The organism is Streptomyces sp. NPDC051913 (assembly GCF_044593635.1).
In the GTDB taxonomy this organism is placed as follows: Bacteria; Actinomycetota; Actinomycetes; order Streptomycetales; family Streptomycetaceae; genus Streptomyces.
The window spans coordinates 904,523-918,042 of record NZ_JBIUCI010000001.1; the positions used below are offsets into that span (position 1 = coordinate 904,523).

Sequence of the window (13,520 nt, forward strand, 5' to 3'; positions counted from 1 at the left end):
ACAACTGTCCCGGCCCGATGCCCCGTTCCCCACATAGCCTCCCCTCATGCCACCGCGCCCCACCACCCCACCCCGCCCACTCGACATCCCCGCCCACTTCCCCGAGCTGGCCCCGCTGGCCCGCACCACCATCCGCCTCCACCCCCGCCCCGGCGCCCCCACCACAACGGACAGCTCGATCGGCGGCCCCCTCCTATGGCCGGCGGACGAACCCTGGCCCACCTGCCCGGAGCACTCCACGGCCCCCCGTCCTCGTACCGGACGAAGTCCGCCTCCGCCGCCGCATCCTCGCCGCGGCCCACCGCCGCCCCCGCGCCGAGGGCACCGACTTCCTCACTCCCGACGAACGAGCCGCCGTAGACCGCGCCTCGGAACCCAGGCTCATCCCCCGGCCCGGCCCGATCCCCCTGCTCCCCATCGCCCAGCTCTACGCCCGCGACATCCCTGAGGCCGTCGCCTTCCCCGCCCCACCCGGCGCCGACCTCCTCCAACTCCTCTGGTGCCCCTTCGATCACGCAGGTCGCGCGGGTCCCACACCCCGCACCGAACTCCGCTGGCGCACCACCGCCGACATCTCCGAGCCCCTCGCCCCCGCCCCCCACCCCTCAGCGATCGGCAAAGACCGCTACCTCCCCGAGCCCTGCGTCCTCCACCCGGAACCCGTCACCGAATACCCCGCCCCGCACGAACTCCCGGAGCCCCTCGCCGACCGCGTCGAGGACTGGGCCGAGAGCCACGGCGTCGGCTACCAGTACGACCTCGCCGTCGCCCCCGGCTGCAAGCTCGGCGGCCACGCCCCCTGGAGCTACACCGACCCGTTCCCCATGGCCTGCACGGAGTGCGGCGCGCCCGTGCGCCCCCTGCTCACCATCGACGGCTACGAGTGCGACGGCGGCACCAGAAGCTGGTGGCCGGGCGAGGCCACCGAGTCGGCCCGCCCCACCCACCTCAACATCGGCCGCGACCACGCTCTCCAGCTCTACGTCTGTACGACGTCGTACGACCACCCGCACCAGCGGAACATCCAGTGACCCGATACGGGTCACCCGGCCTCCGCCTCAGGGCCCCCCGACCCCCGACACCCCACCCACGACCTGCCCGACGACGTCCAGCACCCCATGCCCGAACGCCGTCGGCGCCACCAGCACCCCGAAAACCAGCGCGAGCCCCACCGTCACGCTCTGGTCGGAACGACTCCGCGCATGCACCGTCCGCCGCAACCGCAGGGCCAGGATGACGGCCAGCAGAACCGCCACGTCCACCGTCAGCATCATCGGGCGAGTCCCTCCGTCGGCGAAGTCCAGTGAGCCATGGGCGACTTGCACGGTACGCACCCCCACTAGGGCTCGACTCGACCCCGACATCCAGTGACCCGCGTCTTGCCCAGGCCGTCGGCGCACCCCCATGATCACGCCCATGTACAAACGAAGACGCGCCCTCGGCGCCTACCTCGGCGCGGTTCTCGCCGCCGTCCTGCTCCCCGGCATACAGCCGATCGACGACAACGTGGCCTGGGCGGCGTTCCTGCCCGGCCTGGTCTTTCTGATCGTGAACCAGCTGATCTACAGCTATCCCAGCAGCATCCGCACCGCTCCCCCGATCGCCCTGCTGATCCTCGGCGGCGTCGGGGTCGTCCAGGACACTCTGATCTGGCTGCTCGTCTCCTGGATCAGCGGGCAGATGGACTCCGGCCTCCACGTCGACGGTTTCCTCGCCGCGCTGCTCGGCGGAGTCGTCGTACGGCTCACCGTTCTCGCCGCCATGGCCGTCGGCCCGCAGCCGACACCCGAAGCCGACGTATGACAACGCGAAGGGGCCCGCACGACCGAAGTCGTACGGGCCCCTTCAGGAGCTCAATGAGCTACCAGGCGATCAAGCCAACAAGACTTACTTGTTGATCTTGGTGACCTGGCCGGCGCCCACGGTCCGGCCACCCTCACGGATGGCGAACTTCAGGCCCTCTTCCATGGCGACGGGCTGGATGAGCTCCACCTTCATCTCGGTGTTGTCACCCGGCATGACCATCTCGGTGCCCTCGGGGAGGGTCACAACGCCGGTCACGTCCGTCGTACGGAAGTAGAACTGCGGACGGTAGTTGTTGAAGAACGGCGTGTGGCGGCCACCCTCGTCCTTGGACAGGATGTAGGCCTGGGCCTCGAACTCGGTGTGCGGCGTGACCGAACCGGGCTTGATGATGACCTGGCCGCGCTCGACGTCCTCGCGCTTGATGCCACGGAGGAGCAGACCGACGTTCTCACCGGCCTGGCCCTCGTCGAGCAGCTTGCGGAACATCTCGATGCCGGTGACCGTGGTGGTGGTCTTCTCCTGCTTGATGCCGATGATGTCAACGGTCTCGTTGACCTTCAGGACACCACGCTCGATACGGCCGGTGACGACCGTACCGCGACCGGTGATCGTGAAGACGTCCTCGACGGGCATGAGGAACGGCTTGTCGACGTCACGCTCGGGGGTCGGGATCGACTCGTCGACGGCGGCCATCAGGTTGAGGACGGACTCGCCCCACTCCTTGTCGCCCTCGAGCGCCTTGAGCGCCGAGACCTTGACGACCGGCAGGTCGTCGCCCGGGAACTCGTACTCGGAGAGGAGCTCACGGACCTCGAGCTCGACGAGCTCCAGGATCTCCTCGTCGTCCACCATGTCGGCCTTGTTCAGGGCGACGACGATGTACGGAACGCCGACCTGGCGGGCCAGGAGCACGTGCTCCTTGGTCTGCGGCATCGGGCCGTCGGTGGCGGCGACAACGAGGATGGCGCCGTCCATCTGCGCCGCACCCGTGATCATGTTCTTGATGTAGTCCGCGTGACCGGGGCAGTCGACGTGGGCGTAGTGACGGGTCTCCGTCTGGTACTCGACGTGCGCGATCGAGATCGTGATACCGCGCTGGCGCTCCTCGGGAGCCTTGTCGATCTGGTCGAAGGCCGAGGCCTCGTTCAGGTCCGGGTACGCGTCGTGCAGCACCTTGGTAATGGCGGCCGTGAGGGTCGTCTTACCGTGGTCGATGTGACCGATGGTGCCGATGTTGACGTGGGGCTTAGTCCGCTCGAACTTCGCCTTCGCCACTGGGTCCTCCTGTGGAGTGGTTCTGGTACGCCTTACTCATCGGCGCCAGGTGATCTTTGCTGGGATGCCGCCCGCCGGGGTTCTCCCGTGCCGGGCGATCCCCGGCGGTCGGTGTCAAGCCTAAAGCGTGTGAACGGTGTGCGTTACTCGCCCTTGGCCTTCGCGATGATCTCCTCGGCGACGTTCCGCGGAACCTCGGCGTAGGAGTCGAACTGCATGGAGTAGCTCGCACGGCCGGACGTCTTGCTGCGCAGGTCGCCGACGTAACCGAACATCTCCGAGAGGGGCACGAGGCCCTTCACGACGCGGGCACCCGCCCGCTCCTCCATGGCCTGGATCTGGCCACGGCGGGAGTTGATGTCGCCGATGACCTCACCCATGTAGTCCTCGGGCGTGGTGACCTCGACGGCCATCATCGGCTCGAGGAGCACGGGGGACGCCTTGCGCGCGGCCTCCTTGAAGGCCTGCGAACCGGCGATCTTGAACGCGAGCTCGGAGGAGTCGACCTCGTGGTAGCCACCGTCGAGAAGAATGACGCGGACGCCGGTCATCTCGTAGCCGGCCAGGATGCCGAACTGCATGGCCTCCTGCGCACCCGCGTCGACCGAAGGGATGTACTCCTTCGGGATACGGCCACCGGTGACCTTGTTCACGAACTCGTACGAGGCGTCGCCGCCCTCGATCGGCTCGATCGCGATCTGCACCTTGGCGAACTGACCGGTACCACCGGTCTGCTTCTTGTGCGTGTAGTCGTGACGCTCGACGCCCTTGCGGATCGTCTCGCGGTACGCGACCTGCGGCTTGCCGACGTTGGCCTCGACCTTGAACTCACGGCGCATACGGTCGACCAGCACCTCGAGGTGCAGCTCGCCCATACCACCGATGATGGTCTGGCCCGTCTCCTCGTCCGAGTGGACCTGGAAGGACGGGTCCTCCTCGGCCAGGCGCTGGATCGCGACGCCCAGCTTCTCCTGGTCGCCCTTCGACTTGGGCTCGATGGCGACCTGGATGACCGGCGCCGGGAAGTCCATGGACTCCAGGATCACCGGCTGCTTGTCGTCGGACAGCGTCTCACCGGTGGTGGTCTGCTTCAGGCCCATGACGGCGACGATGTCACCGGCGCCCACCGACTCGATCTCCTCACGCTTGTTCGCGTGCATACGGTAGATCTTGCCGATGCGCTCCTTCTTGCCCTTGACGGAGTTCAGCACGGCGGTGCCGGACTCCAGGCGACCGGAGTAGATCCGGACGAAGGTGAGCTTGCCGAGGTGCGGGTCGCTCATGATCTTGAACGCCAGCGCCGAGAGGGGCTCCTCGTCGGACGGCTTGCGCTTGACGACGACCTCGGGGTCCTTGACGTCGTGGCCCTCGATGGCCTCGACGTCGAGCGGGGTCGGCAGGTAGCGCACGACCGCGTCGAGCAGGGGCTGGACGCCCTTGTTCTTGAACGCGGTGCCACAGAACACCGGGGTGACCGTGACGTCCTTGGACTTGCCGGACGCGATGGTGATACGACGGATCGCGGCGTACAGCTGCTCCTCGGTGGGCTCCTGGCCCTCCAGGTACAGCTCCATGATCTCTTCGTCGTTCTCGGCGACGCCCTCGATGAGCTTGCCGCGGTACTCCTCGGCAGCCTCGGTGTGCGTGGCCGGGATGTCGACGACGTCGTACATCTCGCCCTTGGCGGCCTCGGCGGACCACACGAGCGCCTTCATGCGGACCAGGTCCACAACGCCCTTGAAGTCCATCTCGGCACCGATGGGCAGCTGCATGACGAGCGGCTGCGCACCGAGACGGTCCTTGATCATGTCGACGCAGCGGTGGAACTCCGCGCCGGTACGGTCAAGCTTGTTCACGAAGCAGATGCGCGGCACGCCGTAACGGTCGGCCTGACGCCACACCGTCTCGGACTGCGGCTCCACACCCGCGACACCGTCGAACACGGTGACGGCACCGTCGAGGACGCGGAGCGAACGCTCCACCTCGACCGTGAAGTCCACGTGACCCGGGGTGTCGATGATGTTGATCGTGTAGTCGTTGTCCTCGAGCGGCCAGTGACAGGTGGTGGCAGCAGAGGTGATCGTGATGCCACGCTCCTGCTCCTGCTCCATCCAGTCCATGGTGGCGGCGCCGTCGTGGACCTCACCGATCTTGTAGCTGACGCCGGTGTAGAAGAGGATCCGCTCGGTGGTGGTCGTCTTGCCCGCGTCGATGTGGGCCATGATCCCGATGTTGCGGACCTTGGCCAGGTCAAGTGAAGTGGTAGCCATAAGGCTTTCGTCTTCTCTCGGTCTCGTCGTGGGTAGCGACTACCAGCGGTAGTGCGCGAAGGCCTTGTTGGACTCGGCCATCTTGTGGGTGTCCTCGCGCTTCTTGACGGCCGCACCGAGGCCGTTCGAAGCGTCGAGAAGCTCGTTGAGCAGACGCTCGGTCATGGTCTTCTCGCGACGGGCGCGGGAGTAACCGACCAGCCAGCGCAGGGCGAGCGTGTTCGCACGGCCCGGCTTGACCTCGATCGGGACCTGGTAGGTCGCGCCACCGACACGGCGGGACTTGACCTCGAGGGTCGGCTTGATGTTCTCCAGAGCGCGCTTCAGCGTGATGATCGGGTCGTTGCCCGTCTTCTCGCGAAGGCCCTCCATGGCGCCGTAGACGATGCGCTCGGCGGTGGAGCGCTTGCCGTTCAGCAGCACCTTGTTGATGAGCGACGTGACAAGAGGAGAACCGTAGACCGGGTCGATGATGACCGGGCGCTTCGGGGCGGGGCCCTTACGAGGCATTCTTACTTCTCCTTCTTGGCGCCGTAGCGGCTGCGGGCCTGCTTGCGGTTCTTGACACCCTGGGTGTCAAGCGAGCCGCGGATGATCTTGTAGCGAACACCAGGCAGGTCCTTCACACGGCCACCACGCACGAGCACGATGGAGTGCTCCTGCAGGTTGTGTCCCTCACCCGGAATGTAAGCGGTGACCTCGATCCCGCTGGTCAGACGCACACGCGCGACCTTACGCAGGGCCGAGTTCGGCTTCTTCGGGGTGGTCGTGAACACACGCGTGCAGACGCCACGGCGCTGAGGGGAACCCTCGAGTGCGGGCGTCTTGTTCTTCTCGACCTTGTCCTGCCGGCCCTTACGGACCAGCTGCTGGATCGTAGGCACTACTTCTCCGGTTTCTGTGTGCCGAATGGTGAAGCTAACCTGGAACGTCGCCGACCCACGCGGTCGGGTGTGTCGAATCCGGTAGACCCTCGCCGCAAGGCGAGAAGAGCGCAGATCACGGTGGCCGTGTCACGGCTCCCGAGTGCGGCTGAAGACACGCACGAGAGCCAGGGCACACCCCAGGCACAAGGTCTGAGCGTACCTACCTCACGGACTTCGGTCAAAACAAATGGAGCGGGGTGCGACACGCCGGACTTGTCCCCGTTCCGCGCCCCGCCCGGATGATCTTCTTTCCGCCCGCACCGGTTGCCTGTCTGTGAATGTCGTTGAACCGGTGTCAAGGGCACTGCCTTGTTCAGTACGTTGAACGGTTGCTGCGGAGAGTGACGAAAGCGGGGGGCTTTGTATGACGGCGACCGATTTACCCGGAGGGAACGGGGAGAACGCGCTCGACGACCGGGTGCCGTTCCTGGCCAGGCTGGAGAAAGAGGACCGCGAGGGGCTCCTCGCGCTCGGCCGCGAACTCCGCTTCCGCACCCGTGACGTACTGCTCCACCAGCACGAACCCTCGTCGTACGTCCTCTTCGTCACCCACGGCTGGACCAAGGTGACCGCCGCCGCCGTCAACGGCTACGAGGCGCTTCTCGCGCTGCGCGGCCCCGGCGACATCGTCGGCGAGTCGGCGGCGCTGACCGGACGGCCGCGCTCGGCGACCGTCACCGCGCTGGAACCGGTACGCGCGGTGGCGGTGGAACGCGAACGGTTCACCGCCTTCCTCGCCGACTCCCCGGCCGTCTCGTACGCCCTGCTCGGCCTCACCTCCGACCGGATGCGCGCCGCCGACCAGCGCCGTATCGAGTTCGCCTCGATGCACGTACGCGAGCGGCTGGCCGCCCTCCTGCTCGAACTGGCCCACACCAACGCCCGCTACACCGAGACCGGCGTCGAACTCCTCGTCCCGCTCAGCAAGCAGGAGCTGGCCGGTTCGGTGGGCGCCTCGCGCGAGATGGTGCAGCGGCTGCTGAAGGACCTGCGGGACCGGGGCGTGGTGGTGACCGGGCGACGCACGATGCGGATCGTGCGGATGGACGTGCTGCGCAGGATCGCTCGCGCGGAGTCCTGAGGCGTACGGGCCTCCGCGTGTCCTCTGTGCACACGGTCACAGTTCCAGTGCGTCATCCGCCCTCTCGCCGGGGCCGCCCGCGAGGCCACTCTTCTCGCCAGGCGATGACCCCCACCGGAAAGGCGACCATGAGCGACCCCGTGAGCCGGACGATTCTCCTGCTCGACATCGAGAAGTACAGCGACCGGGACGACATCGAGCAGGCCTACCTGCGGCGGATGCTCTACGACATCACCGACCGCGCCCTGGAGAGCGCCGGCGTCGACGAGACGCTGCGGCTGCGCGCCGACCGGGGTGACTCGGTGATGGAGCTGATCGACGCCAACGCCTCCGTGCCGGCGCTGCTGCGGGCCCTGCTGACCGAGGTCCCCGCACAGCTGCGCGCGGTCAACCGCATGGCCTCCCGCTCGGCCCAGATCCGTCTGCGGGGCGTGGTCGCCACGGGCTATGTCGCCGTCGACGACCACGACGGCTGGGTCGGCTCCGACCTCAACCACGCCTGCCGTCTCCTCGACGCGGCCCTCCTGCGCGCGGCCCTGCGCGAACGCGGCGACGACTTCGCCCTGTGCGTCTCGGAGGCCGTGCATGCGGGGATCGTGCGGCACGACCACCCCGGCATCCCGGCGGACGCCTTCCACGCCGTGACGGTGGACAGCAAGAACGGCCCCCTGAAGGCATGGCTGCACGGGCCGGTGCCCGCGCGGTCCGGCGACCACAGTGGAACGGGGGACGGGGGAGCCCCGGTGCCGGGTGCCTCGGGGGACGGCCCGGCACCGGGGCAGGCTCCGCCGCCCGCGGTGTTCCACTTCACCGGCGGCGCCCCCTCCTTCGGCGGCAGCCTCGTCGCCGGGGACCAGCACGGGGTCTCCGGCGGGCAGGTCACGGGGAACGTGCATCTGGGCGGAGCCGGCTCCGGGACCGGCGGTGACGCGGCATGACGACGCCCGCCTCCGAGGAGGTAACGGCGGCCGAACCGACCCCCGGCGAGCCCGAGGAACGCACCCAGGAGGCGCGGGCCGCGCAGCGCGAGCTGTTCGCGCACACCCCGGGTTTCATCCTCGGCCCGGGGACCGGCTTCGGCGGCAGCCTGGTCGGCGGCGCGCAGCACGGCGTGTCCGGCGGGCAGGTCACCGGGGACGTGTTCCTCGGCGGCAAGACGGAGATCCACCACCACGGCCACGCGACGGCCTCCCACCGGACCCCGTCCGGGGAGATACCGCGCGAGCGGCTCGACGCGCTCGCCGAGGTCTTCGTCGACGGCCCCGTCTTCGAGACCGCGCTGCGGCGGCTGCGCGAGGAACGTGTCCTGGTCCTGTCCGGCGCCCACGCCTGTGGCCGCTACGCGGCCGCGCGGATGCTGCTGCACCGCCTCGGTGTACCGGCCGTGCACGCCCTCTCCTCGGAGACCACGCCCTCGACCCTCACCGCGCAGCTGGACCGGCCCGGCGGCCACGTCCTGCGCGACCTGCCGCTGACCCGTAACCGCCCCCTGCGGGAGAACCACCTCTACGCCGCCGTCGACCGGCTGAAGCAGACCGACGGCTATCTGGTGATCACGGTCGAGCGGTCGCCGTTCCTGCCCGGCGTGCCCCCGCTGGCCTGGGAACCCCCGGACGCCGAGGACGTCGTACGGGCGCATCTGCGCCGCCGCGACGACGTGGACCGGCTGCTCGGCCTCGCCCCGGTGCGGGAGTTCCTCGCCCGGGGGCCGCACCGGCCGGTCGAGGCCGCCGAGTTCGCCGAGGTGCTGGCCGGATACGACGGGAGCGCCGAGGCGGCGGCACGGCTCGCGGACTTCGGCCAGGCCGCGGTGGTCAAGCAGTGCCGGGACCGGCTGAGCGACACCGGCACCGATCTGCGGGACAAGGCGTTCCTGATCGCGTTGGCCGTCTTCGACCAGGCTCCCTATGTGCTGGCGGCCGAGCTGGCGGACAAGCTGTTCGTGCACTTCCAGCGGCTCCAGGAACCGGAGCAGCCGCCGGAGATCCCGGTGTTCGGCCCGAGCGCCGAGGAACGGCTCGAACGCGCCGGGGCCGAGGGCGAGGTACGGGACGAGAGCACCGAGTGGGGTCCGGTCCCGCAGTTCACCGCCTACTTCCCGCGCGAGGACACCCCGCACGTGCTGCTCTCGGAGGTGTGGACGGGGCATCCGTCGGCGCGCCCCGCGCTGGTGACCTGGCTGCGCGAGCTGGCCCGGGACGGCCGCCCGGTGGTCCGCACCCGGACCGCCGCGGCGGCCGCCGTACTGGCCCGCGCGGACCTGCCCTCGGCCGTGGCCCTACTGATCGACGGCTGGGCCGTCTCCCGCGCCTTCGGCCCCCGGGTGACGGCGGCGAACACTCTGGTCCTCGCCCAGCTCCTGAACGCCCCGGTCGTGCTGCGGCTGCTGACCCAGTGGTGCACGGACGGCCACTGGGCCCGCCGCTGGACCGCGATCCGCGCCCTGGGCCTGCTCGCCCCGCTCCGCCCCGACCTGGCCGCCCCGGCGCTGGGCGCGCTCGCCGCCCGTGCGCGGGTGGACGACAGCACCCCGGCCGAGAGCGACAACCTCGTCGAGTCGACGGCCCTGCTGCTGTCGGTGGGCGCTCGCCGCGGCGAGATGCTCTCCGAACTGGTCCGGCTGCTCCAGCACGACACCCCGTCGGTACGGGCCCTCGCCCTGGCCGGTTTCGTACGGGCCTGCGACAACGCCGACGAGGGCGCGCTCGTCGACTGGTACGCCGACACCGGCATGTACGAGACCGACTCGGCCCGCGATCTCGCCGCCCTCTGGCGCGCCGCCCTCGGCGACCGCACCCACACCCGGCAGGCCCTGGACGCCCTGCGTACCTGGACGCAGGTCGCCCAGCGCCGCCCGGACGCCGCCCAGGCGCTGGAGTTCCTGCTGCCCGCCCTGATCGTCACGGCGGCCGACCGCGACCGCCTCGACCACGAACTGCGCACGATGCGGGCGGAGGACGGCGGCCCCCGCCCCCCGGTGGCGGACCGCCTGCTCGCCGTACTGCACCCCTCTACACCCGCTCAGCCGAGGAGTTGACCCATGGCGGACTTCCGCCGTCAGCCGGAGTGGCAGCAACAGGCCGACCGGCACAGCACGTTGATCGACCCGGTCCTCACCGTGAAGCCCATCTCACGGTTCGACTACACCGCGCGCCGCCAGGTCACCGCGATCGACCACGCCCTGGTCTTCGCGACGGCGGGCGGGGCGTACGACGTGTACATCCCACCGCACCGCCCCAGCCGCACGGACGCGGCGACCCGCCGCTACACCTCGGTCTACGAGGTCGACATGGGCAGCCACCCGGTGCGGCTCGACCTCCAGCTGCCCAGTGACGACGACGCGTTCTCCTTCGGCGCGACGGCCGACCTGACCTGGCGGGTGCACGACCCCGAGGCCTACGTCCGCAGCGGCGAGCGGGACGTCCCGACCCGGCTCACCCGGGAACTCCAGCAGTTCGCCCGCCCGGTCAGCCGCGGCTTCTCCATCGAGGACAGCGCTACGGCGGAAGCGGCGGTACAACAGGCCCTGTCCGTCGGCTCCTTCGCGGCCGGCATCGGCCTGGCGGTCACCTGCGTGCTCCGCCTCACCCTCGACGAAGAGGCGCTCGCCCATCGGCGCAGACAGCGGGCACTGCGCTACGAGACGGACATGCTCGACCCCGAGCACGCGTACCGGATGCGGGTGGCGCAGCAGAGCTACGAGCTGGAGGCGCTGCAACAGCGGCAGCAGCAGCAACTGGTGGCCGAGAAGATCCACTTTTACCAGTACTGGCTCCAGCACGGCGGGGTGGGCGCCTGGGCCCTCCATCTCGCCGCCCACCCCGAGGACACCCAACTCGTCATCAACAACATCCACCAAGACCAACTGACTTTCATCAAAACCCAGTTGGAGCTGATCGGCGGCGACGATCTGGAGGACTACCAGAAGGCCGAGTCCCTGAAGCAGATCCGCCAGGAGGTCGACGACCTCCTCCACCGCAGAACCCAGCCCCCGGCCACCCCGACCGGCGAACTCCCCGCCGCTCCGGGCCCCACCTACCCGGGAGCCCCGGCCACACCCGCAACGGCTCACGTACCGGGGACAGCCCCCGCACCGGCACCACCGACATCGGCGTACGGGCCGCCACCGGGGACACCGCCACCGGGGATGCCGTACGTGCCGGGAACCACCCCGGCATCAGGAACGCCGTACGCCGCAGGCGGCCCCGTGCCGGTCACGCCCCCCACGCCGGGCCCGTATCTCCCGCCCCAGCCCCCCGCCCCCGCTCAGCCGGAGCCGCCCACCGCACCGCCCGCCCAGTCCTCCACCTCCGACGGGGCGCCCGCATGACCGCGCCGGTCATCGCTCCCCCGGGCCGGCAGGTGGCCGAACGGCTCCTGGCCGAGATGCGCGGCGAGATAGCCCGCGCCGACAGCAAGGCGTCCGTGCTGGTCGCGGCGCTCGGCATGACCGCCGGGGTGTTCAGCGGTCTGGTGGCGGGGCGAACCTGGAGCCCTCAGTCGCTCTCGGTTCCGGGCGCCGTCCTGTGGTGGGCCGGGGTCCTCGCGTTCGCCCTCTCCCTGTTCGCGCTGCTGCTCGCCGTACTGCCCCGATACGGCACCGGCGAGTGGGCCCCGGGGCGCCCGCTCTGCTACTTCGGTGACGTCCAACGGGCCCTACGCGAAGGCCGGTTGAGCGAGGCGCTCGCCGACACCGAACGCGATCCGGCCGCCGGCCTCACGGCAGCCCTCACCGAGACCAGCCTCATCGCCGCCCGCAAGCATCAGTGGATCCGCGCCGGCCTGATCACCTTCTGCGCGGGCGCGCTGCTGCTCCCCGCGAGCCTGCTGACCGGCTGACGCCTCCCGCACCCACGTACCCCGCCTCACGCACCCGGAAGGAGCCGTCATGACCCAACCACCGGACCCGCCCGCCACTCCTGAACGACAGCACCCCACGGAACCACCCCCACCGCAGTACCCCACGGCCGCACCGCCACCCCAGTACCCCACGCCGCCGGCACCGCCTCAGTACTCCGCCGTCCCACCCCCCTCGTATCCCACCGCAGTTCCAGCGCCCCCACCCACGTACCCCACCGCACCGGCCCCCCAGACCACCGCGGCCACCGCCCCACCCCAATACCCGACCGCCCCCGCTCCCCTGATCCCTCCACAACCCACCCCCACCTCCCCGGCCCCCGACGACCTCGACTACCGCCACCTCGGCGCCCGCGTCCATGTCGCGGCTCATCAGCGCGGGGCCGACGCCACCGCGATAGGCAGCCTGCTGGTCCACGTGCCGAGCCTCGTCGTGAGCGCGGCCGTGGTCGGTGCCATCGCGTTCGCGCTGTTCGGCGAGACCGGCGGCTGGATCGTCGTCCTGGCCTGGCTGGCCACCGGAGGCTTCGTCTTCCACCGCCCCACCGAGCTGGCCTTCGCCCGCCACGTCCTCAAGCTGCGCGCCCCGCTGGCCGAGGAGCAGGCCCGGCTCGAACCGATCTGGCGCGAGGTCACGGCCCGCGCCGGCATCGAGGCGCACAGCTATGACCTCATGGTCGAGAACAGCCCCGACCTCAACGCCTCGGCGGTCGCAGGACACGTCGTCAGCGTCACCACCTACGCCCTCAACGAGATCCCCAGCAGCAACCTGGCCGCCGTACTCGCCCATGAACTCGGCCATCACACCGGCGGCCACGCCTGGGCGGGCCTGCTCGGCTACTGGTACTCCCTGCCGGGCCGGATCGCCTGGGCCGTCACGAAGTTCGTGGCCCGGATCGCCCTCGTCATCGCCGGCGTGCTGTCCTGGCGGGCGTACATCCTGGTGGCTCTGATCATCGGCATGGCCCTCGTCGGAGGGTTCATGGCGGTCCCTTACCTCACGATCCCCCTGGTCCTCGCCCCGTATCTGCTCGCCCTCATGGGCCGCAAGGCCGAGCTGCGCGCCGATCAGCAGGCCGCGGTCCTCGGTTTCGCCGGGCAGATGACACAGGTGCTGCACCAGCTCCAGGCGGAGGAGGACCGGGAGAAGGCACAGATCGTGGCGGCCGGCCACCGTCTCAAGGAGCCCGGTACCTTCGCCCGGCTGCTCTCCACCCACCCGGACCACCACACGCGTATCCGCGCCCTGGAGCCGTATCTCCGCACCGGCCTCTGAACCACCAGGAAACGCCGAAGGGCGGCCAC

The 13,520-nt window shown here is 69.9% G+C and carries 13 protein-coding genes; 8 read left to right on the forward strand and 5 right to left on the reverse strand.

Going from position 1 to position 13,520, the window contains the following annotated elements:
* Positions 1 to 17: 17 nt before the first annotated feature.
* Positions 18 to 1,031, forward strand: coding sequence for a hypothetical protein (locus tag ACIHIX_RS04205; RefSeq protein WP_399949447.1), 1,014 nt, complete (start codon positions 18 to 20; stop codon positions 1,029 to 1,031).
* Between the two features lie 27 nt (positions 1,032 to 1,058).
* On the opposite strand, the gene ACIHIX_RS04210 is transcribed toward ACIHIX_RS04205, so the two are convergent.
* A complete protein-coding gene (locus ACIHIX_RS04210; RefSeq protein WP_399949449.1) occupies positions 1,059 to 1,325 on the reverse strand; it encodes a hypothetical protein in 267 nt (88 codons plus the stop codon).
* 91 nt (positions 1,326 to 1,416) lie between these two features.
* Between ACIHIX_RS04210 and ACIHIX_RS04215 the strand changes: the two genes are divergently transcribed.
* Entirely contained in the window at positions 1,417 to 1,803 is a 387-nt protein-coding gene (locus tag ACIHIX_RS04215) for a phage holin family protein (protein ID WP_399949451.1), read from the forward strand.
* Between the two features lie 84 nt (positions 1,804 to 1,887).
* Here the strand turns inward: ACIHIX_RS04215 and tuf are convergent, their stop codons facing one another.
* The 4 genes from tuf to rpsL all read right to left on the reverse strand — a co-directional run bounded on the left by tuf (position 1,888) and on the right by rpsL (position 6,235).
* A complete protein-coding gene (gene tuf, locus ACIHIX_RS04220) occupies positions 1,888 to 3,081 on the reverse strand; it encodes an elongation factor Tu (protein WP_329335830.1) in 1,194 nt (397 codons plus the stop codon).
* Positions 3,082 to 3,224: 143 nt separating this feature from the next.
* Positions 3,225 to 5,351, reverse strand: coding sequence for an elongation factor G (gene fusA / locus ACIHIX_RS04225; protein ID WP_399949453.1), 2,127 nt, complete (start codon positions 5,349 to 5,351; stop codon positions 3,225 to 3,227).
* 39 nt (positions 5,352 to 5,390) lie between these two features.
* Complete coding sequence (gene rpsG / locus ACIHIX_RS04230) at positions 5,391 to 5,861, reverse strand: 30S ribosomal protein S7 (protein ID WP_003992340.1); 471 nt, start codon at positions 5,859 to 5,861, stop codon at positions 5,391 to 5,393.
* A 2-nt stretch (positions 5,862 to 5,863) separates the two neighbouring features.
* Positions 5,864 to 6,235, reverse strand: coding sequence for a 30S ribosomal protein S12 (gene rpsL / locus ACIHIX_RS04235; protein ID WP_003948652.1), 372 nt, complete (start codon positions 6,233 to 6,235; stop codon positions 5,864 to 5,866).
* A 406-nt stretch (positions 6,236 to 6,641) separates the two neighbouring features.
* Between rpsL and ACIHIX_RS04240 the strand changes: the two genes are divergently transcribed.
* The 6 genes from ACIHIX_RS04240 (at position 6,642) to ACIHIX_RS04265 (ending at position 13,491) form a co-directional block, all read left to right on the forward strand.
* On the forward strand, positions 6,642 to 7,358 hold the full coding sequence (locus ACIHIX_RS04240; protein WP_399949455.1) for a Crp/Fnr family transcriptional regulator: 717 nt from the start codon (positions 6,642 to 6,644) through the stop codon (positions 7,356 to 7,358).
* A 128-nt stretch (positions 7,359 to 7,486) separates the two neighbouring features.
* Positions 7,487 to 8,296, forward strand: a complete 810-nt coding sequence (locus ACIHIX_RS04245) for a hypothetical protein (protein WP_399949457.1) — start codon at positions 7,487 to 7,489, stop codon at positions 8,294 to 8,296.
* Positions 8,293 to 10,395 carry a hypothetical protein gene (locus tag ACIHIX_RS04250; protein WP_399949459.1) on the forward strand — a complete coding sequence of 701 codons (2,103 nt, stop codon included), beginning with the start codon at positions 8,293 to 8,295 and terminating at the stop codon, positions 10,393 to 10,395. Before ACIHIX_RS04245 ends, ACIHIX_RS04250 begins: the two co-directional genes overlap by 4 nt.
* A 3-nt stretch (positions 10,396 to 10,398) precedes the next feature.
* Positions 10,399 to 11,688 (forward strand): PE-PGRS family protein, encoded by a 1,290-nt coding sequence (locus tag ACIHIX_RS04255; RefSeq protein ID WP_399949461.1) that lies wholly within the window; start codon positions 10,399 to 10,401, stop codon positions 11,686 to 11,688.
* Entirely contained in the window at positions 11,685 to 12,197 is a 513-nt protein-coding gene (locus tag ACIHIX_RS04260) for a Pycsar system effector family protein (protein ID WP_399949463.1), read from the forward strand. The genes ACIHIX_RS04255 and ACIHIX_RS04260 overlap by 4 nt, the downstream gene beginning before the upstream one ends.
* A gap of 49 nt (positions 12,198 to 12,246) precedes the next feature.
* Positions 12,247 to 13,491 (forward strand): M48 family metalloprotease, encoded by a 1,245-nt coding sequence (locus tag ACIHIX_RS04265; RefSeq protein WP_399949465.1) that lies wholly within the window; start codon positions 12,247 to 12,249, stop codon positions 13,489 to 13,491.
* Positions 13,492 to 13,520 lie beyond the last annotated feature (29 nt).

Bases quoted from the DNA above. Each gene is read 5' to 3' on its own strand.
- ACIHIX_RS04205 (WP_399949447.1), top strand. From the start codon at position 18: ATGCCCCGTTCCCCACATAGCCTCCCCTCATGCCACCGCGCCCCACCA.
- ACIHIX_RS04215 (WP_399949451.1), top strand. From the start codon at position 1,417: ATGTACAAACGAAGACGCGCCCTCGGCGCCTACCTCGGCGCGGTTCTC.
- fusA (WP_399949453.1), bottom strand. From the start codon at position 5,351: ATGGCTACCACTTCACTTGACCTGGCCAAGGTCCGCAACATCGGGATC.
- rpsG (WP_003992340.1), bottom strand. From the start codon at position 5,861: ATGCCTCGTAAGGGCCCCGCCCCGAAGCGCCCGGTCATCATCGACCCG.
- ACIHIX_RS04240 (WP_399949455.1), top strand. From the start codon at position 6,642: ATGACGGCGACCGATTTACCCGGAGGGAACGGGGAGAACGCGCTCGAC.
- ACIHIX_RS04245 (WP_399949457.1), top strand. From the start codon at position 7,487: ATGAGCGACCCCGTGAGCCGGACGATTCTCCTGCTCGACATCGAGAAG.
- ACIHIX_RS04250 (WP_399949459.1), top strand. From the start codon at position 8,293: ATGACGACGCCCGCCTCCGAGGAGGTAACGGCGGCCGAACCGACCCCC.
- ACIHIX_RS04255 (WP_399949461.1), top strand. From the start codon at position 10,399: ATGGCGGACTTCCGCCGTCAGCCGGAGTGGCAGCAACAGGCCGACCGG.
- ACIHIX_RS04260 (WP_399949463.1), top strand. From the start codon at position 11,685: ATGACCGCGCCGGTCATCGCTCCCCCGGGCCGGCAGGTGGCCGAACGG.
- ACIHIX_RS04265 (WP_399949465.1), top strand. From the start codon at position 12,247: ATGACCCAACCACCGGACCCGCCCGCCACTCCTGAACGACAGCACCCC.